The sequence below is a fragment of the Dielma fastidiosa genome, from assembly GCF_003475485.1.
In the GTDB taxonomy this organism is placed as follows: Bacteria; Bacillota_I; Bacilli_A; order Erysipelotrichales; family Erysipelotrichaceae; genus Dielma; species Dielma fastidiosa.
Genome location: NZ_QRQL01000001.1, coordinates 345,574 through 369,908, shown reverse-complemented (window position 1 = coordinate 369,908; position 24,335 = coordinate 345,574). Strand labels below are relative to the sequence as shown.

Annotated in this window: 24 protein-coding genes; 19 read left to right on the top strand and 5 right to left on the bottom strand. The window is 41.6% G+C overall.

The window, feature by feature from the left end; genetic code table 11:
• Positions 1–28 precede the first annotated feature (28 nt).
• The 4 genes from DWZ33_RS01955 to DWZ33_RS01940 all read left to right on the top strand — a co-directional run bounded on the left by DWZ33_RS01955 (position 29) and on the right by DWZ33_RS01940 (position 5,821).
• Positions 29–2,095, top strand: coding sequence for a putative bifunctional diguanylate cyclase/phosphodiesterase (locus DWZ33_RS01955; RefSeq protein WP_182425474.1), 2,067 nt, complete (start codon positions 29–31; stop codon positions 2,093–2,095).
• A 79-nt stretch (positions 2,096–2,174) separates the two neighbouring features.
• Positions 2,175–4,145, top strand: a complete 1,971-nt coding sequence (locus DWZ33_RS01950; protein ID WP_182425472.1) for a UvrD-helicase domain-containing protein — start codon at positions 2,175–2,177, stop codon at positions 4,143–4,145.
• A 156-nt stretch (positions 4,146–4,301) separates the two neighbouring features.
• Positions 4,302–5,144, top strand: coding sequence for an RNA polymerase sigma factor (locus DWZ33_RS01945; RefSeq protein WP_118453603.1), 843 nt, complete (start codon positions 4,302–4,304; stop codon positions 5,142–5,144).
• A complete protein-coding gene (locus DWZ33_RS01940; protein ID WP_118453602.1) occupies positions 5,141–5,821 on the top strand; it encodes a DUF2461 domain-containing protein in 681 nt (226 codons plus the stop codon). The genes DWZ33_RS01945 and DWZ33_RS01940 overlap by 4 nt, the downstream gene beginning before the upstream one ends.
• Before the next feature lie 42 nt (positions 5,822–5,863).
• On the opposite strand, the gene plsY is transcribed toward DWZ33_RS01940, so the two are convergent.
• Positions 5,864–6,460: a glycerol-3-phosphate 1-O-acyltransferase PlsY gene (gene plsY / locus DWZ33_RS01935; RefSeq protein WP_022937571.1), complete on the bottom strand. Its 597-nt coding sequence runs from the start codon at positions 6,458–6,460 to the stop codon at positions 5,864–5,866.
• Positions 6,461–6,590: 130 nt separating this feature from the next.
• Between plsY and parE the strand changes: the two genes are divergently transcribed.
• Together parE and parC are read left to right on the top strand one after the other, a co-directional pair.
• Positions 6,591–8,516, top strand: coding sequence for a DNA topoisomerase IV subunit B (parE, locus tag DWZ33_RS01930; protein ID WP_118453601.1), 1,926 nt, complete (start codon positions 6,591–6,593; stop codon positions 8,514–8,516).
• Positions 8,516–10,993 (top strand): DNA topoisomerase IV subunit A, encoded by a 2,478-nt coding sequence (gene parC / locus DWZ33_RS01925; protein ID WP_118453600.1) that lies wholly within the window; start codon positions 8,516–8,518, stop codon positions 10,991–10,993. Before parE ends, parC begins: the two co-directional genes overlap by 1 nt.
• A gap of 44 nt (positions 10,994–11,037) precedes the next feature.
• Here the strand turns inward: parC and DWZ33_RS01920 are convergent, their stop codons facing one another.
• Complete coding sequence (locus tag DWZ33_RS01920) at positions 11,038–11,205, bottom strand: YjzC family protein (RefSeq protein ID WP_118453599.1); 168 nt, start codon at positions 11,203–11,205, stop codon at positions 11,038–11,040.
• 91 nt (positions 11,206–11,296) lie between these two features.
• Here DWZ33_RS01920 and DWZ33_RS01915 point away from each other — a divergent pair, with 91 nt between their 5' ends.
• Positions 11,297–12,322 (top strand): N-acetylmuramoyl-L-alanine amidase family protein, encoded by a 1,026-nt coding sequence (locus DWZ33_RS01915; RefSeq protein WP_182425470.1) that lies wholly within the window; start codon positions 11,297–11,299, stop codon positions 12,320–12,322.
• 30 nt (positions 12,323–12,352) lie between these two features.
• Here the strand turns inward: DWZ33_RS01915 and DWZ33_RS01910 are convergent, their stop codons facing one another.
• Both DWZ33_RS01910 and DWZ33_RS01905 read right to left on the bottom strand, forming a co-directional pair.
• Positions 12,353–13,249 carry an RluA family pseudouridine synthase gene (locus DWZ33_RS01910; RefSeq protein WP_118453597.1) on the bottom strand — a complete coding sequence of 299 codons (897 nt, stop codon included), beginning with the start codon at positions 13,247–13,249 and terminating at the stop codon, positions 12,353–12,355.
• Between the two features lies 1 nt (position 13,250).
• Positions 13,251–14,072 carry a CAP domain-containing protein gene (locus tag DWZ33_RS01905; RefSeq protein ID WP_118453596.1) on the bottom strand — a complete coding sequence of 274 codons (822 nt, stop codon included), beginning with the start codon at positions 14,070–14,072 and terminating at the stop codon, positions 13,251–13,253.
• Between the two features lie 119 nt (positions 14,073–14,191).
• Between DWZ33_RS01905 and DWZ33_RS01900 the strand changes: the two genes are divergently transcribed.
• Positions 14,192–15,139, top strand: coding sequence for a Gfo/Idh/MocA family protein (locus DWZ33_RS01900; protein WP_182425468.1), 948 nt, complete (start codon positions 14,192–14,194; stop codon positions 15,137–15,139).
• A complete protein-coding gene (locus DWZ33_RS01895) occupies positions 15,120–16,166 on the top strand; it encodes a hypothetical protein (protein WP_118453594.1) in 1,047 nt (348 codons plus the stop codon). The genes DWZ33_RS01900 and DWZ33_RS01895 overlap by 20 nt, the downstream gene beginning before the upstream one ends.
• Positions 16,167–16,172: 6 nt before the next feature.
• On the opposite strand, the gene sigK is transcribed toward DWZ33_RS01895, so the two are convergent.
• The gene (sigK, locus tag DWZ33_RS01890) at positions 16,173–16,871 is read right to left on the bottom strand and encodes an RNA polymerase sporulation sigma factor SigK (RefSeq protein ID WP_022937580.1); all 699 of its coding nucleotides are present in this window, start codon (positions 16,869–16,871) and stop codon (positions 16,173–16,175) included.
• 197 nt (positions 16,872–17,068) lie between these two features.
• Between sigK and DWZ33_RS01885 the strand changes: the two genes are divergently transcribed.
• From DWZ33_RS01885 to DWZ33_RS01840, 10 genes are all read left to right on the top strand, one after another.
• Positions 17,069–17,563 carry a YqeG family HAD IIIA-type phosphatase gene (locus tag DWZ33_RS01885; protein ID WP_118453593.1) on the top strand — a complete coding sequence of 165 codons (495 nt, stop codon included), beginning with the start codon at positions 17,069–17,071 and terminating at the stop codon, positions 17,561–17,563.
• 4 nt (positions 17,564–17,567) lie between these two features.
• Complete coding sequence (yqeH, locus tag DWZ33_RS01880; RefSeq protein ID WP_118453592.1) at positions 17,568–18,647, top strand: ribosome biogenesis GTPase YqeH; 1,080 nt, start codon at positions 17,568–17,570, stop codon at positions 18,645–18,647.
• Complete coding sequence (locus DWZ33_RS01875; protein WP_118453591.1) at positions 18,647–18,931, top strand: YhbY family RNA-binding protein; 285 nt, start codon at positions 18,647–18,649, stop codon at positions 18,929–18,931. The genes yqeH and DWZ33_RS01875 overlap by 1 nt, the downstream gene beginning before the upstream one ends.
• Positions 18,921–19,955, top strand: a complete 1,035-nt coding sequence (gene nadD, locus DWZ33_RS01870; protein WP_244925833.1) for a nicotinate (nicotinamide) nucleotide adenylyltransferase — start codon at positions 18,921–18,923, stop codon at positions 19,953–19,955. The genes DWZ33_RS01875 and nadD overlap by 11 nt, the downstream gene beginning before the upstream one ends.
• The gene (rsfS, locus tag DWZ33_RS01865) at positions 19,952–20,284 is read left to right on the top strand and encodes a ribosome silencing factor (RefSeq protein WP_022937585.1); all 333 of its coding nucleotides are present in this window, start codon (positions 19,952–19,954) and stop codon (positions 20,282–20,284) included. Before nadD ends, rsfS begins: the two co-directional genes overlap by 4 nt.
• A complete protein-coding gene (locus DWZ33_RS01860; protein ID WP_244925832.1) occupies positions 20,284–20,997 on the top strand; it encodes a class I SAM-dependent DNA methyltransferase in 714 nt (237 codons plus the stop codon). The genes rsfS and DWZ33_RS01860 overlap by 1 nt, the downstream gene beginning before the upstream one ends.
• Entirely contained in the window at positions 20,994–21,671 is a 678-nt protein-coding gene (locus DWZ33_RS01855) for a 5'-methylthioadenosine/adenosylhomocysteine nucleosidase (RefSeq protein ID WP_118453590.1), read from the top strand. The genes DWZ33_RS01860 and DWZ33_RS01855 overlap by 4 nt, the downstream gene beginning before the upstream one ends.
• 127 nt (positions 21,672–21,798) lie before the next feature.
• Entirely contained in the window at positions 21,799–23,706 is a 1,908-nt protein-coding gene (locus tag DWZ33_RS01850; RefSeq protein WP_182425466.1) for a BglG family transcription antiterminator, read from the top strand.
• A gap of 1 nt (position 23,707) precedes the next feature.
• On the top strand, positions 23,708–24,016 hold the full coding sequence (locus DWZ33_RS01845; RefSeq protein WP_118453588.1) for a PTS sugar transporter subunit IIA: 309 nt from the start codon (positions 23,708–23,710) through the stop codon (positions 24,014–24,016).
• A gap of 1 nt (position 24,017) precedes the next feature.
• Positions 24,018–24,320, top strand: coding sequence for a PTS sugar transporter subunit IIB (locus DWZ33_RS01840; protein WP_022937590.1), 303 nt, complete (start codon positions 24,018–24,020; stop codon positions 24,318–24,320).
• Positions 24,321–24,335: the final 15 nt, after the last annotated feature.

Below are 24,335 nucleotides of genomic sequence, written 5' to 3'. Positions count from 1 at the left end.
TGATAATAACATGGGGGAGGCTGTATTCATGGACGAACTGGCAATTCTGGACGAATTAGAGGATGTGGTATATCTTACTGATCCTGATACATATGAAGTCTATTTTATTAACCGGGCTGGCTTGAAAAATAGCCCGATAAAGGAGTATAAAGGGTTGCCTTGTTATAAGATTCTGCAGGGGAAGGAGCACCCTTGTGAATTTTGTACTAATAAGATTTTAAATGAAAGGCAATTTCTTGTCTGGGAGCATTATAATGATAATCTGCAGCGGCATTTTATATTAAAAGATAAAATGATTAAGCTAAATGGGAAGAAGCTGAAAATGGAGATTGCTGTAGATATTACTGAAAAAGAGGTGATCAGTACACAGCTTGCCAAGAAACTGGAAAGCCGTGAAAAACTGGTGGAATGCATTCAAATTTTTTCTGAATGCACAGATTTTGATGCGGGAATGCATCAGGTGCTGAAAAATCTTGCTGAATACTATCAGGCGGCTGGCGCCCAGCTGTTTGAAACAGAAGCATCTGCAATTACGAAGTCTTATGCATGGTACGATGATGGGGAGGCAAACGCTTTCTCTAAGGCAGACGCAAATGCGTACAAGTGTCTTTTTGCCGCATGTGACAGCAAAGGAAAGCTGATGATTGATAATGTTGATAAAACGGATTCAGAAGTAAAAAAGCTTTGCATGAAGTATAATGTTTCAGCTCTAATGATGGTAGAACTGCATAAAGAGGGCAAGACTCTCGGTTATATTATGATCATTAATCCAATGCTGAGGCCTGGTTTTGACCGTTCGCTGTTTAACTCATTGGTAACGTTCATCGAAGCTGAGCTTGACCGCCAGCATGTGCATAAGCATTTTGAATTTCTGGGTTATCATGACGGCTTGACTGGTTTTAATAACCGTAACCGGTATATGGATCATATTCTTCAATTAAATGATGTAAAATTGAAATCATTGGGTATCCTTTATTGTGATATCAATGATCTGAAGCACATTAATGATTCAAGAGGACATGATATCGGCGATTTGGCTATTCTGCGCTTTTCTAAAATTTTAAGTGAATATTTTAATCAGCGAGATCTGTTTCGGCTTGGCGGCGATGAGTTTGTCGTTATCGCGCAGAATTTAGATATCCGTGATTTCCGTGAGCGAATCCGCAGTATACAAATGCAGATAGAAACACATGAGAGCTTTTCAGTATCGATGGGTTATGCATGGAGTGAGACCAATTTCAATATCCGTGAATTAACCCGGCAGGCTGATGAAATGATGTATTTGAATAAGCAGCATTATTATGAGAACAGTGAGAAGGATGATTACCGGCATTATTCTTATATCCGTCAGGAATTGATTAAGAGTATAGAGATGGGCAGCTTCGTCGTTTATCTGCAGCCGAAGGTCTATGCCTCTGACGGCAGGATTTATGGTGCTGAGGCATTAGTTCGTTATCAGCATGAAAAGCATGGTCTGATTCCGCCGGGTCATTTTATCTATCTGCTGGAAAGAGAGCGGATCATTGAAGTTCTTGATCTATATGTCCTGAAACAAGCCTGTTTGATTTTAAATCAATGGCGTGAAGAAGGTATAAAGCTCATACCGATTTCTGTGAATTTCTCCCGGCTGACAATTGCTGATGACAAGATTCTTGAAAAGATGCTGAAAATTGTCGATGAGCATGCCATTGAGCATTCACTGATTGAAATTGAAATTACTGAGAGCACAGACATGCTGGATCGGGAATTGATGGGAATCATCACCCGCCAGATTCGTGAACAGGGCTTTTTGTTATCCTTGGATGATTTTGGTTCCAACTATACAAATCTCGCTTCACTGACAGAGGTGGATATGAATGTGCTGAAGCTTGATAAAAGTTTAGTGGACGGCATTTGTCAGGATCATGTATCCAAGAGTGTTGTAAAGAGTGTGATCGATTTCTGTGCAGAAATGAATATTACGTCATTATCTGAGGGTGTGGAGATGAAGGAACAGGTTGAATTATTGGTTCAGCTTGGCTGTAATCTGATTCAGGGTTATTATTACGGCCGCCCGGCACCGGTGGATACCTTCACCCAGCAATGGCTGAAGTAAAAGTTTTACTGGCAAATACAGTAAAAATATAGTATGATTATAAAGTATGCATTTTTAGAGTAGAGGTAGGTTGAGAGGATTGAAGACATTATTTAACGATGAATTGCAGCAGGCACTTGTACACGATAGAGGTGCCTGTGTTTTTGAGGGAAGTACAGGTTCTGGAAAGAGCACATTGATTCGCGAAAGGGCAGCGCGCTTGATTGAATCAGGGGTGATTCCACAATCAATTTTAATTCTGTGTGCGAATGAATACTGTGTGAAAGAAACACAGCGTTTGTTTAATTATGAGCATCCTGAGCTAAAGGCTCCCCTAATCACAACACTGGATCGTCTCTGCGCGAAGCTGGTTCTCGGCTATGAAAAACAAAATGGTATTAAATCAGCCCGTATTTATAAACGGATGGATCGTTTTGTGAAAAAAATCTGTAAGGATGCCTTTGGTGTGCATTTAAGCAGTGAACGCTTGGCTAAACTAATTGATAAGCTGATTGAATGCGATGCGATGATGCTGCCGGAGAGTGAAATCAATGGCAAAATGTTTGATCAGATCGATCTTGCTTATTTAGTAAAGGCATTAAAGAAACTAAAGAAAAATAATGAAATCAGAGATCTCATGGATGTCCGTTCATTATCCTTACAGCTGTTGACGAGTAAGGCTTACAGCTTAGAGGCATGTGATCTCAGACTGACGCATCTGATGCTGGATGATGCGGAAAATCTGTCTTTTCTGGATCATTTTCTCATTAAACAGCTGGCTGCTGATCTGCAGAGTATTTTCTTTGCCATCAATCGCGATAATACGTTCCGATTTGCTCAGGGCGCATTTCCGCAGGCTTATGATGCTTTTAATACCACTTATGACAATCCTTTATGGATCAAGGCGGCTGTTGATTATCATACACCGGCAACGATTACTGAATGTATGAGCCGTTTGGTTAAGAAGCCATTAAACAGCGGTAATGAAGCGGCGGATGTAGTCGCTTTTAAGGCGCTTCGCGATAAAGAGCTGATGATGGATTATCTGCTTAAGAATATCAGTGCGGAAAAGGAAACGGCATTGATTTATCGGCATTCATCAACAGCGTTGCTGCTGATTGATCGGTTGCTGGAGATGGCGGTACCGTTCCAGCTGCATGATTCAATGGCGCTGATGCTGGAGAATGACACGGCTCATGAATTGCTGTCAATTATGCGTTTGTTTATGAATGCTCATGATCTTAATGCATTCATGGATGTTTATGAGCAGCTGGATTTTGGTTTAACGGCAAATCAGGCAAAACAAGTCAGAGAAATTATGTTGGTAAATCCGCAGCTTGATGTATATCAGGCAATGCTGGAATGCAATATGCGGAATGCTCAGAAGCAAAAAATTATTTCTTCATTAGAAGCTATCCGCATGGCTAAGGATATGAATGCTTACCGGCTGCTTGAATTTATCCATGAGGAATCTGGTTATGCGGCATATCTGAAGCGCAATGGTTTGGCTGCGGATATCCATTTTTACAGCACGATGCTGCTGCTTGCGAAACGTTATCCGAAAGCGGATATGCTGCTTGTCCGGCTTGATGAATTGAAGAAAATACATCCTAACGCTTCAGCACCTTTGATTTTAACATCGGCGGAGAATGCCTTTGGTCAAAGCTTTGATGACGTTTATCTTTTAGATTGTATCAATACAAGCTTCCCGCTTGTCGGCAAGGCACATCCAGATTATCCGCAGGAAATCTCTTTGTTTGCGTATTTAATGTCAAGAGCCGGCAATCATTTAGAGCTGATAGCTTATAAGGCTGCTGCGCAGGTCAAGGTGAGAATGTCAGATTTTATGTATACATTATGTTCCAAGGAAGCTGAGAGTGAGGTTGCTGAGGAGACGAATAAGCCGGCTGCAAGACTGCGGCGCGGTGCTAAGATTCAGCATAAACTGTTTGGCAAGGGAATCATATCAAATCTTTCCGAGGGTAAAATCACAGTGCGCTTTGAGATGGAGTCCAAGACGCTGTCTTTATCCCACTGTATTGAAAATAATATGATTGAATTAATCAATTAGCAGGGCAACCTGCTTTTTTTAATGGGGGTTTTCATTTTTTTGAAGCCAAGGTTTAAATGCTATGGTATGCTTATTAAAACAGGATTTCAAAAAAAATAAAAAAAAGATGTCACAAATTGACTGCTTTGAAGTCTAACTTATAAAGGAGATGGAATTATGGACAAGAAAAATGAACAGGAATTAATTCAAGCTGCCATTCAAGGTGACAGTGGCGCACTTGAAGAATTACTGCTGAGTGTTCGGGATCAGATTTTTACCTTGGCGTTAAGAATGCTGGGCAGCGTTACTGATGCGGAGGATGCTGCTTCGGAAATATTAATCAAGGTAATGTGCAATTTATCTGCTTTCCGTCAGGAAAGTGCCTTTTCGACATGGGTATATAGGATTGCCGTCAATACCTTGCTGACTACCCGTAAAAGCATGTTTGCCGATCAGCCGCTCAGCTTTGAAATCATGGGGCAGGATATTGAGGCAGGTTATATTGAAGCTTCGCAAAAGGATACATGCGGTGTTGATCATGAAGTATTGGCTGATGAGCTGAAATTGTCATGTACTAATGTCATGCTGCAATGCCTGAAGCCAGAAGACCGCTGTATCTTTATACTGGGAACGATGTTTAAGCTTGACAGTCAGAATGCGGCGGATATCCTGAATATCAGTGCGGAGAACTATCGGCAGCGGCTTTCACGTTCACGTAAGAAGGTGGGCGATTTTCTTAAACAATACTGCGGCCTTGTCAATAAGGATAGCTGCAGCTGTCAAAAACGTTTGGGCGTTGCGATTAAAACCCACCGGCTGAATCCGCAGCATCTTGAATACAGTGATCATGTTAAGATAGAGAACTTTATTCAAAATATGGAAGATTTAGATGAAATATCAGATGTTTATCGTGAGGAAGTACGTTTCTGCTCACATCTTGAAATCAAAGAATTTTTAAAAAAACTGCTGCAAAGCAGACAGCTGAATGAAGTGATGAATGAGGGGAGAGAGACAGCATGAATACCGCTGAATTATTAAATTTTATCAATGAACTGAAGCAGCATAACAATAAGGAATGGATGCATGAACATAAAAAAGAATATCAAGCTGCTCAGCAGTGCTTTTATGATTTGCTTCGTGATCTTTTACTGGGGCTTGATGAAGGTGAATTAAGCTTCATGGACCCCAAAGAGCTTACCTATCGGATGGTTCGGGATACCCGTTTCAGCAAGGATAAGAGCCTTTACAATCCAAACTTCCGCGCGCATTTATCAACGGGCGGCAAGCTGCCGATACCGGTTGGTTATTATATTTCACTGACTTCACAGAATCAGTCATTTATCGGCGGCGGTTTATTCGCAGATGTTTTTAATGACGCGACCACGATGATTCGCAGTCATATCCAGCAAAATCCCGATGCTTTTCTGGCAATCATCAATGATTCTGAATTCCGCAAGTATTTTAAGGTTGGCGGCACAAAGCTGAAAAAGCTGCCTAAGGGTTATGAAGAGGATGCGAAAGTCGGTGAATATCTGCGGTATAAGAGCTGGTATCTGGAAGCCTTTATTGAAGATGAGCTGATTGCTGAGCGCGAGCTTTTCATTGCCGAGACGATCAAGCTATGCAGGCTGATGAAGCCCTTTAATGATTTTCTGAATGCGGCGCTGATCGATTTTGTATTTCCTGAAAGACATTAAAAAAACTGGCAGTATGACATTAGAAGTCGTGCTGCCAGTTTCTTATAACCACTTTACTTTATTTTCTGTGCCATTTAAAATCTTTTTAATATTGCCTTGATGACGATAGATAATTAATACTGCCATAAGCAGGGAGGCAATGATAACCGAAGTCTCCGCTTTGAAGAAAATCAGACAGAGCGTTGAAGTCAGCGATGCGACCATCGATGACAAGGAAACCATCTTTGAAAAATAAAGACAGATCATGAAACAGAGAAAGGGAATCAGGAAGCAGAGAAAGTTATTAACAGTAAATAATGAAACCGCAAATAAGAAGCCAAACATACTGGCAGCTGCTTTTCCTCCCTTAAAATGTGCAAATACTGGATAACAGTGGCCGATACAAACGGCAAGACCGCACCAGATCGATGCCTGCTTATCAAAGAGTGAGACAAGATAGATTGCCAGTACGCATTTCAGCGCGTCTAATACAATGACGGCAATGCCTGCTTTCTTGCCGAGTACACGGCCGGCATTGGTGCCGCCGAGATTGCCTGAGCCATAATTGCGTACATCCGTATGATAGAAGACTTTCCCGATAACTAACGCAAATGGAATTGAGCCTAATAAATAGCCAAATAACATATAAAGAATGAACATAGTTTCACCTCATTGACTATTCTATCATGGTTGTACAACTTTAAAAAGTTTTTTTGAATATTATGAAAAATTTCATTATTGGATTCAGGTCATTTTATGCTATACTATACAAATGGAATGAGGTGAATCCATGAGTGAAAATGTTTATGATGCCACCAGTATACAGATTTTAGATGGTCTGGAGGCAGTACGTAAGCGTCCGGGTATGTACATTGGTTCAACGGATAGCCGGGGGCTGCACCATTTAGTTTGGGAAATTGTTGATAATGCAATCGATGAAGCACTGAACGGACATGGGAACACAATTAAAATCACCATTGAAAAAGATGGTTCACTGACAGTTGAAGATGAAGGCCGAGGCATGCCGGTAGGGATGCATGCCAGCGGCGTATCCACACTGCAGGTTATTTTTACGGTACTGCATGCGGGCGGTAAATTCTCTACCAGCGGCGGTTATAAAACCAGCGGCGGTCTGCATGGCGTAGGTGCCAGCGTTGTTAACGCGTTGAGTAAGTGGGTAGAGGTGACAGTCTGCACCGGCGGCAAGATGTATGCCATGAGTTTTAAAAACGGCGGCAGCGAAGCCTCTGAATTAAAGGAATTGGGAAAGACGAATAAGACGGGAAGTAAAGTGCGCTTTATGCCTGATGATACGATTTTCTCAACGACGGATTTCTCTTTTTCAACGATTGAAGAAAGAGCCAGAGAAAACGCGTTCTTATTAAAAGGTCTGAGGATGATCGTTACGGATCTGCGCAAGGATAAGCATGCCGACTTTTGCTATGAAAATGGTTTAGAGGCTTTTATTGAGTATCTTCATGAGGATAAGGAAGTCTTTCATAAGCCGGTATCTTTCAGCGGTATGGTGAATGAGATTCAGATTGACTGTGCTTTCCAATATACCGATGAATATCAGGAGAATATGTTTTCCTTTGTCAATATGGTAAGAACGAAGGATGGCGGTACCCATGAGGTAGGCGCCCGCAGCGCTTTTACCAAGGTGTTTAATGATTATGCCCGCCGTTATGGTCTTTTAAAGGAAAAGGATCGTAATTTTGAGGGCAGTGATGTCCGCGAGGGACTGACGGTTATTTTGTCACTGGGGATTCCGGAGAACTTACTGCAGTTTGAAGGACAGACAAAGGGGAAGCTGGGCACCGCGGAGGCTAAGTCAGCGGTTGAAAATCTAGTCAGTGAAAAATTAACTTATTTCCTAGAAGAAAATAAGGATTTGGCATTTACGCTGATTAAAAAGATGTCACGGGCTTTTCAGGCGCGTGAAGCGGCCCGCAAGGCGCGTGAGGATCTGCGTAAAGGTAAAAGCCGCGGGAAGTCTGAGAAAATCTTATCTGGTAAGCTGGCTGCTGCGCAAAGCAAGGATGCCCGTAAAAAAGAGTTATATCTGGTCGAGGGTGATTCTGCCGGCGGCAGTGCCAAGCAGGGACGTGATTCCCGCTATCAGGCAATCCTGCCGCTGCGCGGTAAGGTGCTGAATACGGAAAAAGCCAGCATCGCCAATATTGAAAAAAATGAAGAGTTGAATACAATTATTCACGCGCTGGGAGCTGGTGTGGGAGCCAATTTCTCCGCTGAAGACAGCAATTATCACAAAGTGATTATCATGACCGATGCCGATGATGACGGCGCGCATATTCAAGTCTTGCTGCTTACTTTCTTTTTCCGTTATATGCGTGAATTGATTGAAAAGGGTATGGTTTATATCGCACTGCCGCCTTTATATAAATTAAGCAAAGGCAATCAGACACAGTATGCATGGAGTGATGAGGAGTTGAATGCACTGCGTAAAACTTTCCCGAAGAATTTCACTTTGCAGCGCTATAAAGGTCTTGGTGAAATGAATGCCGATCAGCTGTGGGATACAACGATGTGTCCGGAAACCCGCACATTGATTCAGGTAAGCATTGAGGATGCGGTGCTTGCGGAACGCCGGGTGTCGGTGCTGATGGGAGATAAAGCCGATGTGCGCCGTGACTGGATTGAGGAGAATGTCAGCTTTACGCTTGAGGATAATTATGCATTGGAGGTTAAACGTTAATGGCCGATGAACAAAAAACACATGTTTTGATATCGCCGCTTGAAGAGATCATGGGTGATCGCTTTGGCCGTTATTCAAAATATATTATTCAGGATCGAGCGCTTCCGGATGCCCGTGATGGTTTAAAACCGGTACAGCGCCGAATCCTATATACGATGCAGATCGATGGCAATACCCATGATAAGCCTTACCGTAAATCAGTAAAATCGGTAGGTTTAGTTATCGGTAATTTTCATCCGCACGGCGACAGTTCGGTTTATGACGCCATGGTTCGTATGTCGCAAAACTGGAAAACTCGGGAACCTTTGATCGATATGCATGGTAATAATGGTTCTATGGATGATGATCCGCCGGCAGCCATGCGTTATACGGAAGCGAGATTAGCGCCCTTAGCCCAGTATCTGCTTCAGGATATTGATAAAAACACCGTAGAGTTCACGCCGAACTTTGATGATACCAACATGGAGCCAACAGTGCTGCCTGCCCGCTATCCCAACCTTTTAGTGAATGGTATCAGCGGTATTGCCGCCGGTTACGCGACCAATATCCCTCCGCACAATTTAGGTGAGGTAATTGATGCGGCTATCTATCGGCTTCAGGTTCCTGATTGTGAATTAGATGAACTGATGGAATACATTCAGGGCCCAGATTTTCCAACCGGCGGTATCGTACAGGGAATCGAAGGTATTAAAGATGCCTTTACTACCGGCCGCGGTAAAATTGTAGTCCGTGCCAAGGTTGAAATCAATCAGACAAAAACCGGCCAGCAGATTATTGTGAAGGAACTTCCTTATGAAGTAATCAAATGCAATCTGGTCCGCAAGATTGATGACATTCGTCTGAATAAAAAAATTGACGGCATTATCGATGTTCGTGATGAGAGTGACCGCAATGGTCTGCGTGTAGCGATTGATTTAAAGAAGGAAGCCAATGCTGAACTGATTTTAAATTATCTGTATAAGAATACGGATCTGCAGGTTTCTTATAACTATAACGTCGTGGCTATTGTTAATAAGCGGCCGATGCAGTTAGGTCTGACTCAGATGCTGGATGCTTTTATCAACCATCGAATTGATGTTATTACCCGGCGCTGTAAGTTTGAATTGGACCGCATGGAAAAACGCTGTCATATTTTAGAGGGTTTGATTAAGGCTGTTTCAGTTTTGGATGAGATTATCGCGCTGATTCGATCTTCTAAGGATAAGGCTGATTCTAAAAAAAGAATCATCGAACGTTTTGAATTTACCGAGGAACAGGCAGAAGCTATTGTAACCTTACGTTTATATCGTTTATCAAGTACCGATGTCAATGAGCTGCGTGATGAATTTTCACATTTGGTTAATGAAATGGAAATTTTAAACGATATGCTTGCCTATCCAAAGCTGATGCGTAAAGAAATTGTGCGTGAATTAAAGGAAGTTAAGAAAGCTTTTGGTTCACCGCGTCTGACTAAAATTGAGAATGAAATCCAGGAAATTGTCATCGATAAGCAGCAGATGATACCGAATGAGAGGGTGATGGTAACAATCTCACGCGATGGTTATGTAAAACGTGTATCACTGCGTTCTTACAGTGCCAGCGAGCATCTGTCTACTGGCTTAAAAGATGGCGATGAGCTGATTGGTTATAAGGAAGTAAATATGCTTGATACATTGCTTTATATAACCAGCTCCGGCGCTTATGGCTATACGCCGGTCTATGAGATCGAGGAAGCTAAGTGGAAGGATATCGGTTCTCATTTGAATACGATGGTATCCATCAGCAGTGAGGAAAAAGTTATTGCCTCCTTTGTTTTGAGCAGCTTTGATACTAATGCTTCAATTATTACTCTCTCCCTGCAGGGAATGATCAAGCGAACAATGGTCAAAGATTTAATGGTTTCAAGAAACAACAAGACAATGAACCTGATGGGACTTAAGGCTGAGGATCGTGTCGTAGCTGCCTGCGTGGTTTATGACAATGCGGATTTAGTCGTTTGTTCAGCTAATGGCTTTGTTTCTCGTTATAATGTGAATAACATAACGCCTACCGGTGCGCGCAGCAAGGGAATTATTGCTATGAAGGCAGAGGCGATGGCTAGTTTATGCGCCTTAAATAATAATGAGAATTATGTTGTTATCTATTGTGAAAATCAATCAATCAAACGTCTGAAAACCAGTGATCTGCCGCTGACGGGAAGACCGGTACGCGGTGAAAGTATCTGTAAAAAGGTGAAATCAAATCCATCTGTCATTAAGATGATTGCCAGCGGTGATTTGAATGACGCGATTGATTTTATGAAAGAAAAGATTGAACCGGTATTGTTTAAGGATATCGCATTGATGAGTAAGGATGCGACCTTCTCGTCCGCTCTTCATCTTGAAGCTGACAGCTATCCGCTGAAAGGAATCCAAACGGTTGAGATTCGTGAATTTAGTGAAACAGAACCGTTAGAAGATAATCTGGAAGTAGAACAGGAAGCTTTTGATTTGAATTAATAAATAAAATTGCAGCCTAAGCATTTGCCTGGGCTGCAATTTCATTATTTCTGTTCTATAAAATAAGAACCTTTCTGTTGCGCTGGTGGGAAACGATGCCCTGCATCAACGTCGATATCTTCATTGACTAACTTGCCTGATTCTGTATATTCAGCATATTTAGCTGTTTTTTCACAGTTTTCACCAGGTTTGTATTTTTTTGTTTGAGCCATTGAAATCACCTCCTGCAAGTAGTATGCGGACGATTTTAGAAACTATACGCGAAAGTGAATCCGTGATATAATTTGAATGAAGGAGTTGTTGATGATGAGAATAAAACAAGGATTGATCGCAGCTTTAAGCTTAAGCCTGTGTTTGGCGATGACAAGTATCAGGGTATCTGCCGATTGGGCAACCATAGGAGATAACCGGGTCTACATTGAAGATAATAAAATGGTAAAAGAATGGAAAAAAATCGACGGCAGCTGGTATTATTTCCAAAAGGATAATGGTTATATGACCAAGGGCTGGCTGAAAACGAATGACTGCTGGTACTATCTTGATGAGAAGAATGGTAAAATGGTGACCGGCTGGCTGGCACAGAATAAATCTTGGTTCTATCTGAATCCGGCAAACGGTATTATGTATTCAAACATGTGGCTTAGTGAGAATGGCAGCCGCTACTATTTTTTAGGTAATGGTCAAATGGCGACCGGCCGAGTTGTCATCGATAATCAAACCTTTGAGTTTGCGACTGATGGCAAGTATATTGGCACAAGTTCTGAAAGCTTGCTGAATGGATTGGTAACAATTAATGGCAAATTATATTACTATAAACAGAATGTAGCGCAGACCGGCTGGCAGGAGGCAGATGGCAGAAAGCTTTATTTTGCGGCTGATGGAGCGGCAGTTTACGGCTGGCAGACGATCAATGGCGTCAGTGCTTATTATGTGAATGGGGAAGCCATGGTCACAAGTGATGCGGCTGATCTAAAAAAGGAAATTATCAAGGAATTAAAGAAAATGAGCGGCGGTCAGCTTGATACCCAAATGGCTGATCTGCAGACGGCGGCTGATATCAGAGCTTTTGAAGGATTGTCGCGAGCTGATTCCATCCGTCCGAATAATACATATTTCACGACGGTTTTGGATGAACAGAAAATCAGCTATCTGGATGCGAAGGAAGCTATTTGCCTGAATGTGACAAGCGCTGAGGATTGTATCAATCAGCTTGAAGATGATTATGTCTTTATGAAAGCGCTGAATGATAAAGCATTTACCAAATCAGCGGTGGGTATTGCTCAGCAAGGGGATACGTATCAGGTTCATATTTTATTGCTTGAAGAATAGAAAAAGGGTTGTGATCGCTGTCACAGCCCTCTATTTTTTGAGGCATATTTGCATATCTTCCGGCATTTTTGTTTCGATGAGTAAGGCTTTCATACTCATTGGATGAATCAATCGCAGCTTATAGGCATGCAAGGCACATCGCTGAATCAGCGGCGAAGGTTTTCCATAAATCGGATCGGCGAGAATCGGCCGCTGTATTGAAGCCAAATGAACACGGATCTGGTGCGTCCTGCCGGTTTCTAACTGACATTCGACAAGTGAAATCTTCTTGCGCTGATTTTCTTTTAGACAGGTGATATGAGTCACCGCCGGCTTACCGGTTTTGCTTACTCGGTATTTATTGTTTACATGCCGGTCACTGCCAATCGGCGCGTCAATGGTCTGCGTTGTGTGAGGCTTCATCGCACCGTTAACGATGGCCAGATAGCTGCGGGCAATCTGCTTATTCGCTAGCATTTCATCAAGCAGCGGCTGAAAGAATGAGCATTTGCTGAATAATACCAGACCGCTGGTTTCAAAATCAAGGCGATGAATCGGACGGATCGCATGTGATTGACCGCTTGCGTGATAATAAGCGCTGACGGCATTTGCCAAGGTATGATGGCCATCCTTCTGATCCGGATGAACTAATAATCCAGGCGGCTTATTGACAATCAGCACCACCTCATCCTCATAAACAATATCAAGGGGCAGGGCATCAGGCAGAAAGTCAATGGCTTCATCAATGAAAACACGGACTGCCAATTCATCACCCGGCTTTAACGGACAATTTTGCATGATTGGCTGCTGATTCACTAACAGCCTTCGCTGCTGATAGCAGAGATAGCGCTGCTTTTTAGACTGGCGGCAGGCTGTCAGGATCTCATCAACAGAGCTGTCATGTTCAATCACCGTTACGGCATATTCATCTTTTTTATAAAATTTCATCTTATTCTCCAATGCAGATCATCGCCCACAGATAACCTGTGCTTGAAGGAATCAGGCTGACAGCAATTTCATTAAAGCTTTCATTTAAGATATTGATGCGGTGGGACTCTGAATGCATCCAGAAATCCATGGCTTCATCAACACTTTGATATTCAAAAGCGATATTCTCCGCATAATAATATGTATCAATTCCTACCTCATCAAGCACGGTTGCGAAATAACTGCCGTCAGGTCTTTCATGACTGAAGTCGGCGGCTAATTCATTCACTCGGATATCAGCAGCGTTTTGTAATGCAGCAGAAGCATTGCTGAGTGCTTTTAAGCCAGCTTCAGCGCGATATTCATTGACTTGATCAATGACCTGTTCAGCCATCGAGCGTTCATAGCTGCTTTCGCTCAGATCACTGTCAGGCGGCAGCGGTTCATTTTGAGAAGCTTCGCCGAGATAACTGCCATTTTCCGCAAATAGGTGACTGACACCGTCAATTTCAACGAGGCCGACCGCCATTTTACCATTTGGCAATAGATAGTAGTTTGTGCCGTTTTCAGTAATCCATTTGCTGTCCTGCATGATGCCGTTATCAGGATTCAAGTAATACCAGTCACGGTTTTCCGCAACCCAGCCAGTCTTCATGATGCCGCTGTCATAATCCAGCATGTACCAGCATTGATACTGATCCTGAATCCAGCCGCTGAGCCGCATATTTTCAACATTATAATAAGCCCAGCCAGCTTCTTCCTTGACCCAGCTGCCCTCGCTGAACGCGTGAACAGACAGGGAAGATGCCATGAAAAGGCAGAGTGTAAGCATTATTTTTTTCATATAAAACCCTCTTTTAAGTGTTATTATTATATCATTATCAGCATCAATTGTCGATTTTCTTCAATTGTATAAATAACTGAATAATGATAAAATAAATGCGATTGCTGAGGTGGTATAGGATGATTCGTTTAGGAATTCTGGGAGCAGGCAACATTGCTCATCGTTTTATGAAGGGTGTACAGGGAGCAGAGACATTTAGCGTTGTCAGTGTTTACGCGCGCAAAGCGGATAAGGCAAAGCAATTTGCTGATGATTTTAATATTCAAAGCTATACCGATGATCTTCATCAGTTCCTGAATCATGATGAGCTTGATGCGGTATATATTGCCACCCCTAATTTTCTTCATTTTGAAAATGTGATGCAGGCTTTAAGGGCTGGACTGCATTGTATGGTAGAAAAGCCGGCATTTATTGAACCAGCGCAAGCTTTAAGCGCCTATCAATTTGCCCAGGAGCATAATCTGATTCTGATGGAGGCCATGAAGGTCTGTTATCTGCCGACCACCCAAAAGGCCAAGCAATGGCTGAATGAAGGTAAAATCGGTAAGGTGATTCACATGGAAGCCAGTTTCTGCCGCAAAAGTGACATTGATGCAAGCCATCCGATTTTTGATGTGCAGAAGGGCGGCGGTGCTTTATTTGATGTCGGCTGTTATGCCTTGGCTATGGTACGGGAATTGCTGAATGAACCTAATCATGTTGACGCATGGTTTCATTTATGCGCCAGCGGTGTTGATGATACGGCTGAATTATTATTGACATATCAAGAGGCATGGGCATCGATTCAGGCCAGTTTCCTGCTTGATAAGCAGAATGCCGCGATTATTTACGGCAGTGAGGGAACGATAACGATTCCTGATTTTTGGAAGAGCAGCCGCATGGAGCTGCAGCGATATGATGGTTTAAAGGAAAGCTTTATCTGTGACCAGCCTTCTGAATTTACGCCGCAGATCAATTATTTTGCTGATTTGATTCTTGGCAAGGTCAAAAGCAATGCATCGATATCCGGACTTTTGAATTGTGGAATCATTAAGGAGGCAATAGAACATGGATACAATCAAAACTAAGACTAAGAAATTCTGGCAGCTGTTTATCAAGCAGCAAATGGAACTACAAGAAGCATTAAAGGATCAGCAGCAGGCAAAAATTATAGAGCTTGTCCGGATTTTAAATGATGAATTATTATCAACAGCCGGTTGTTTCTTAGAGGTTGAAGGCAATGGCGAAGATTTTTATGAATGTACTTTTCTAAGCGGCGATGATAAAAGCTCACAGCTTATCTGCGCTTATATCAAAAAATTTGCACCGGAAAGAGTATTAAATCATTGGATCATCAATGATTGCCAGCAGCCATTAAGCGAAAAAGGCTTTCAAACACGTTTTGATGTGCGTGATGTCAGCTATGGAGTTGAAGATATTCAAATTTGCATGCATGTGCTTGAGGACGCTCAGATGGTTGATCTTGATGTGTACTGCGCGGCATTTGAATGGCAGGATGAAAAGGAAAAACAAACGATTACCGCCCTGCTGCTTGAAATGATGATTGGTACTTTACAGATGGAAGCTCATATCAATAGCTTTACTTGTGTAGATCAGCAGGATGCCAAAGAAGAGTGGTTTGCCTTAGCCGATTTATATGAACGATTGCTTGATCTGATTGAAACTAAAAAATGGCCGGACTTTAAAGATCCGACCCAGATTTATCGGGCGTATAAGCTGGATAAGGAAGAAATTAATGATAGTGTTCATCACGATAAGCTGCTGATCACCACATGCCATCCAGAATTATTTGTGGAAATCATGAATGAACAGCGTTTGATTTTAGATAACTTTAATCGGCTTGGCGGTGAATATGGAACTCTGGTTTATGAGCATGAGGGAGTAAGTGAAAATCTCGCGCATAATAAAAAACAGCTTGAAAGGGAATTGAATGAATTACTTTATTCACTGGGACTGGCACGTTGTATCGGCGGTGCTTTAGGTACGCATTATTGTTATATCGATGTTGCGGTATTTGACCGTCAGGATTTTAAACAGGCATTAGTTAAAATCAATGAAAAGCTGCCGGTTCAGCTGAATTATTTTCCTTATTAGTGTCACTTAGCGGACACTTTTTTCATGTTTGCAGAATTCCTTATACAGATTGATTATCGCTCTTTTTTCGATCCGTGAGACATAGGAGCGTGAAATGTGAAATTCCTTCGCGATTTCCTTTTGCGTCTGTTCAGGATGATTAAATAAGCCATAACGGCGTGTTAAAATCTCTAATTCACGCTGATCAAGGACATAGAGATAGTCCTTCATTTTTTTAATGTTTTCATCAAGCATATAATCATCAATCGGATTGGTCGGTTCTGAAGCAATGGCATCAATTAAAGACATTGAACTGCCGTCAGTTTCATTGCCAATCGGTTCATTTAACGAAATGGTGGACGCGTGCTTGGCATTGGAGCGAATCGCCATCAAAATTTCATTTTCAATGCATCGAGCTGCGTAGGTTGTTAATTTATGGCCGGTTTCCAGCCGATACGTATCAATTGCCTTAATCAAACCAATCGTACCGATGCTGATCAAATCTTCTTTATCAATTTTCTTGATGTCATATTTTTTTACGATATGAGCGACCAGTCTGAGATTATGCTCAATCAGTTTGTTGCGGGCTTCCTGATCATGATTTTCAAGTCGTTGCAGCAGCTCAGCTTCTTCCTCTTTGGAAAGCGGATCTTTAAAGCGGCGGGACTGGATAAAGCCTAAATAAGTAAATAGATTGGTAAAACACGATAATAAAGTTTCAAACATAATTTTCTCACCTGATATAGTCTATGAATAATTTTAAGAAACTATTTCTAATTAATTTATTTTGTATCTGATTCGGTTTTGATACAATCTTTAGGGATCGTGTTTAAAACCGAGAATTCAGTCGATTTGATGATTAAACACGGATAAAACTCTTTATTCACACTGCTGGTTTTGGTATAATAAGCAGGAGGTGGCCTATGTTTGATTATTTAAAACCGGATCTGCAGATTGCATCTTATCAGCAGCTGGATGTCGGCATGCTTCAAAGGGCAGGCATTGAATTGCTGATCTGTGATATAGATAATACATTGGCGGTTCATGATGAAAAGCTGCCTGGTGCAAATGTAAGTGAATTTGTCAGAAAGGTACAGGCTGCCGATCTTAAGTTCTGTCTGATTTCTAATAATCGAGAAGAGCGGGTAAGGCAATATGGTGAGGCTTTAGGTGTAAGGGCATATGCTTTCGCGCTGAAGCCGATGAAGCATACATACCGTAAAATATTGAATGATTTTCAGGTTGACGCTCATCAATGCGCCTGTCTTGGCGATCAGCTGCTGACTGATGGGCTGGGCGCTAAGCGAATGAAGATGCTGATGATATTAAGTCAGCCCTTATCTGAAAAGGATATTATTTATACTCGAATCAATCGTCATGCAGAGCGGTGGATTCTGAAACAGTTTGAAAAGAGGTAAACGAATGAGTAAAAAATGTATTGGCTGCGGTGCTGAGCTGCAGAGCGAGGATGCCGGCCAGATCGGATATACACCTAAACCTGAGGCTGATTATTGTCAGCGTTGTTTTCGCATCCGCCATTATGACGATGTGATGATTTCAATGAAGCAGGGAATTGATTCTGATTCAGTGCTGAGCCGGGTTGCTGAACTGGATGCTTTAATTTTATGGGTTGTGGATCTGTTTGATTTTGAAGCGAATCTGCTAAGCGGCATTAACCGCCATTTAGCGGGTAAGGATATCGTACTGGTTGGTACGAAGCGGGATCTGCTTCCGGATACGCTGGGAAATGAAAAGCTGGCTCAGTTTATCATGCGCCGATTGAAGCAGACAGGCATCAGTGTCAAGGGAATCGTGATTTGCGGAGATTTGGTTAAGAATGCCAATACGCAGATGAATTACAGCATTGATGAGGTGCTGAACTGTATCCATCTGCTGCGTCATGATCGTGATGTGGCCGTGATTGGCATGGCTAATGCCGGTAAATCAACACTGCTGAATGCTTTGATGAATTCAGCGCAGCTGACTACGTCGCGTCATCCCGGCACGACCTTAGATTTTACCAAGCTGCCGTTTGAAGATTTTGTGATTTATGATACACCGGGCTTAACACGCTTAGACAGCTTGCTGACGCATATCAGCGATGCGGATTTAAAGAGTGTAATCCCGATGAAACAGGTGAAGCCGATTGTTTATCAGCTGAAAGGTTCACAAACCCTTTCCGTAGGCGGTTTGGTACGGTTGGATTTATTGGATTGTGAAGCGGTGAGCTGTGTCTGCTACTTCAGTGACCGATTAAAAATTCACCGCGGCAAGCAGGAAAATGCGGATAAGCTGTGGGTGGATCATATCAATGAGCTGCTTGTGCCATCAATCAGCAAATCATTCAGGGATTTTGTGATGGTACAGCGGGATGGAGTAAATGGCAGTATCGATGTTGTGATTCATGGTCTTGGCTGGTTCTGCATTCAGGGACATGTGTCTCAGATACGTGTATATACAGATAAAAATGTCAATGTGACATTCAGAGAGGAAATGATTTAATGTTAAGTAAAAGTGATAAAACTAAATTAAGAGGCATGGGGCAGAAGCTTCGTCCTTTATTTCAAATCGGCAAAGATGGTATTACCGAAAATCTATGTGCCACCTTGTCTGATTCTTTGGAAGCACATGAGCTTGTGAAGCTGAATGCTTTGAAGACTTGCCCGGTGGGTATTCAGGAAGCAGCGCTTGATCTGTCAGCCGCCACCAACAGTGAAATTGTACAGATCATTGGCAAAACAGTTGTCCTGTATCGCCGCAGCAAAAAGAATAAGTGTGAATTATAAGATGCGGATTGGTTTGGTGGGCGGCAGCTTTGATCCTATCCACAATGCCCATCTGGCAATGGGAAAATGGGCACTGAGGAAGGATCACTGCAAAGAGGTTTGGTATATTCCAAGTGTTTCTACCCCGCTGAAGGATCGGGCGCTGACTTCCTATGCGATCCGTGCGGCCATGGTGAAAGCGGCGGTTGCGCCATATCGGCATATGAAATTATGTACGATTGAGGAAAAGCTGGCAGCTCCATCTTATACGGTGAGAACGCTGAGAGCGTTAAAGAAGCGTTATCCAAAGGCTGAATTTGTTTGGTACATCGGTGCTGATCAGGCTGCACAGCTTGATAAATGGAAGAATATTGAGGAGTGTCTGCAGCTGGCTGCTTTTAAAATATTTCGCCGCAATGGGGAATTGATCAACTGCGCTTATGACCTGCCGATTTTGGATATGGAGGAAATGCCGGTATCCAGTACGCAGATCCGCCAAGGGGCTTTTCAGCATTGTCCCGCGTCTGTGCGTTCTATTATTGCGCAGGAGCAGCTTTATATTGATGAATACGCGGCTCATTCCATGAGTGAGAAGCGGTATCGGCATTCTGTCAGTGTGGCGGCATTAAGCGCCCATTTGGCTAAAGCCCATGGTCTTGACGCCCAGGCCGCTTATACAGCGGGGATGCTTCATGATATCTGCAAGCAATGGCCTTATGAAAAAGCACGGCTTTGGATGCAGACGCAATTTCCTCAATATCTGGATGAAGCACCGGCCATCTGGCATGGTTATCTAGGGGCTGATACGGTTAAAAGACATTATCGGTTAAATGATAAAAAAATTCAAAACGCTATCTATCATCATGTCAAGGGAGACAGTACAGACCCGCTGGCGATGATTTTATATATGGCTGATAAGCTAGACCCGCTGCGTGATTATGATTCCAGTCATGAAATCGCACTTGCCGAAGAAAATCTGCATAAAGCCTATGAACTGGTTCATGCACAGCAGCAGGCATATTTAAAGAAGGAGAAGAAACTATGAATCAAACGCTTGAAACAATTTTAAAATCTATTGATAAAGCGAAAGGATATAACACTATTGTCTATGATTTTAATAAATTTAATCCATTCATCGATTATGTGGTAATCACGACTGCCAGCAATCTGCGTCAGGTTAACGCGCTGGCTGATTATATCCGTGAAGATCTTTTAAAAGAACAGCTGCCGTTAAAGCATATTGAAGGCAACAAGGAAAGCAAATGGGTGCTTGTCGATGCTGACAGTGTTGTTGTCCATATCTTTGAAGAAAATGAACGGTCAGTCTATGCGCTTGAGAAGCTGTATGCCGGCTGTGATCGGGTGAATTTTTAATGAATATGTATCATGCTTTAGCTGCTCATTATGATTCATTGGTGAAGGATGATGAGGCTACGCAGGCATGGGTCGATCTGATTGAACGTTCTGCCGATTTTAAGCATGTTGTGGAATGTGCCTGCGGAAGCGGGGAGATTACACTCGCTTTGGCGCGCAAGGGCTATACGATTGAAGCCAGTGACTTATCTGAGGATATGATTAATCAGGCAAAGCAAAAGCCTGATGCGGATAAGGTCGATTGGAGTGTTCAGAACATGATTGACTTAAAGATTAAAGCAGCGCCTGAACTGATGCTATGTCTTTGTGACAGCTTAAATTATATTCTGGAGGATGAACAGATCATTCATCTTCTGCAGCAAGCGTATGAACTGCTTTCTGAGCAGGGCACATTTATCTTTGATGTTCATTCCTTAGACCGGCTTGATGAATTTAAGGAAGAATTTCTTGAAGAGGGCTGTTTAGACGGCACAAATTATGAATGGAGTATTCAAAGCGATGATGATTTAATCTATCAGAATTTTGTATTCTATGATGAAGCGGCCAATGCCCATTATGAACAGCATATACAGCGTGTGTATGATCCGCTGTGGCTGAAGGCTGAAGCTGAAAAATGCGGGTTTACAGTGAACATCGTGACGGATTTTATCCATGACGGCATCACTGAAGGAGAAAAATATTTCTATATTTTGAAAAAGGGGGCAGAACAATGATTGGAATCATTGCGGCAATGCAGAAAGAAATTGATGAAATGCTGCTGCTGTGTGAACATGTGCAAGAAAAGCAGGTCGTTCACACAACCGTTTATGAAGCAGAATTAGCCGATAAAAAGGTTGTGCTGTGTCTGAGCGGTGTCGGCAAGGTAAATGCGGCAATCGCGGCAACGGTGCTTGCGACCCGCTATCCGTTAAAGGCGCTCTTGAATATCGGTACCGCCGGCGGTTTAAAGGCGAGTGAACATGTGCTTGATGTCGTGATCAGTGATCGTGTTGTTCAGCATGATTTTGATACCAGCGGCATTGATGGGGAAAGCGGTTATGGATTGTTTTATGAAGCAGATCAGCACTTGCTTGAAATCACCAGCCAAGTTCTTCAAAACATGGCAATTCCTTATCATATCGGCATGGTAGCGACCGGTGATCAATTTATCCATGAAGATCATCAGATAGAGCGCATCTTATCACGCTATCCAAAAAGCATCTGCGCTGAAATGGAAGCTGGCGGTATCGCACAGGCAGCGTCTTATTATAAATTGCCATTTATCGTTTTGCGTTCGCTCTCAGATGTAGCGGTGAATGATGATTCACCAATGGATTTTCTAAAATATGTCAGTGTTGCTTCAAAGCGATCCGCTGAGTTTACTAAACAAATCGTAGCAATATTATAAGCTGAAATCCCTGTGATTCCAGCTTTTTTCTTTATAATAAAAGCAATTTTACCAAAACTATTTGGCATAAATAAGTATGGAGGTAATTATAAAAGCAGTGCATTATATAAATGTAAGGAGAAAGAAAATGAATCAAGAAAGACGGTTGAATATTCTATTGCATGAATTATTAGAAAATCATGAGCCGATGACAATCAAGGATTTATCGTTAAGATTAAATGTTTCATACAAAACAGTGCAGAATGATCTTATGCAATTAAAACGTGAATTAAGTACAAAAGGCGCGCATATTGAATCAAAAAGAAGTATCGGTATTCACTTGATTATTGATGATGAACATCGATTTAATTCATTTTTGAAAAGTATCGTCACACAGCAGGAAGATGCAAATCGTGATGAAAATTTTGAAATTCAGCTGACCTATTTTTTACTTACAACCAAGAATTATATAAAAATTGATGAGCTGACAGATATTTATTATTTTTCAAGAGCGAAGATATCTTCGGTATTAAATAAAATTAATAAAAGCTTTATGAAATACCATTTAGAAATCGTGTCAAAACCATTTTATGGCATGAAAATTGAAGGTAAAGAAAGAGACCGACGCCGATATATTCAATCTATTTACTCATCATATATTTCTAATGAGCAATTAAATCAATATGAAAAATTATTAGCGATGAATCAGATCAAACAAATCCTTAAACGTCATGAATTATCGATGTCATCTACCTCTTTAGATTCAATAAGGATTTATATGGTAATTGCCATGTATCGTATGCAGAAGAATTGTTACATCGAAATGGATGTCGCCGAATTAAGCTACTGCTGTGAAATGAAAGAATTTGCTGCTGCCAGTGAACTTGCCAAATTGATGGAAGATAAAAATCATGATCCTGTGCCGATTGATGAAATTGCCTATCTGACCCAGCTTCTCAGCGGTAATCAGAAATATAGTCAAGATAAATACCAGAAATTTGAGGAATCGATTCATTTCGATCTGGATCGCTTGATTAAAAAGATCTTTCATCGAATCAATGATTTATTCGCTAAAGATTTTTCTAAAGACTTTGAGCTTTATATATCTCTTGGCCTGCATATGATTCCTTTAATAAGCCGTATTCGATTTAATTTTGGCATCAAAAATCCCTATGTCAGTGATATAAAAAAAACTTATCCATTAGCCTATGAGATTGCAGTTGAAGCAGCTATGGTATTAGAAGAAGAATTTGATATGGGATTGGACGAAGATGAGATAGGCTATTTGGCACTGCATTTCAATCTTGCGCTTGAACGTGAAAAGCTTCAGATTATCAACCTTAAAAAAATTTTGATAATCTGTTCAACCGGCGGCGGTATGGCCAATTTACTGGCTTTTAAAGTAAGCTCAAATTTTGCGAAATATATTTCAAAGATTGATACTGCTGATCTTCATGAAGTGAGTGAAAAAAATCTTGATGAATATGATTATGTCTTGACAACTGTGCCGCTGCCTTATGAATTACAGAAGCCTGTATTGCAGATTTCACATATGCTCAGCAGCAATGATATCGGTAATATTAATAGCTTCTTGGTTGCCCAAAAAGAGAGCTGGGGCTTGATTGATATATTATCTCCTGAAGATTTTATGACTGATATAAAGGGTGAGAGTAAGCAGGAAATAATTAATGCGATTGTTTTGCGATTGAAATTAAATCATCAGCTGCAGGAAGATTTCTATGAACAAACTCTGCGCCGTGAAGCATTATTTTCAACGGAAATAGACAATAAAATCGCTTTTCCGCATCCACTGGTGCAGGAAACAAATGAAACCTTTATGTCGGTAACAATCTTAAATAAACCAGTCTTTTGGACCCATGATTATGTGCAGGTAATATTGATCGGCAATGTGAAAAAGGGGGACGGCGCTAAAGCACAGCGGATGTATGAAGAGTTTGCAAAGCTGGTATCAAGTAAGGAAAGCATTCTTACTTTAATAAAAAATCCTACTTACCAGACATTAGTTAATGAAATAGAAAAACAAGGAGAACATTAAAATGGGAATTGAAAAAGGGTTTGAGATTATTTTGCATGCGGGTAATGCTAAGAGCATGGCTTTAGAGAGCATTGCCTTTGCGGAAATAAATGAATTTGAGAAAGCAAAACAGGAACTTGAGAAAGCGGATAAGGAATTGGTTTTAGCTCATCAGGTACATAAAGATATATTAGATTTGCTGGCTAACGGTCAAAAGATTGATGTCGATTTAATTCTCGCGCATGCCTTAGATCATTTGTCATCAGCAGAACTAATATGTATTTTAGCACAGAAATTCATTCATCTTTATGAAAGGATAGGAGGAAAATAGAATGAATATATTATTGTGTTGCAGCGGTGGTTTTTCAACAAGCTTAGTCGTATCGAAAATGAAAGAGGCAGCAAAGCAGAAAGGGGTGGATTGCCGGATATGGGCAGTAGGTGAGAAAGATATTGATGAGAATCTGCCTAAAGCGGATATTGTCATGCTGGCACCGCAAATTGCTTATCGGGCGGGTGATTTTGAATTAAGATGCCGACAGGCTGATAAAAAATTTGTGATGATCGGTCAACTTGATTATGGCCGGTGCAATGGGGAAAATATATTGACACAGGCGCTTGAAGCGTTATCTTAAAGAAAGGGAAAGATT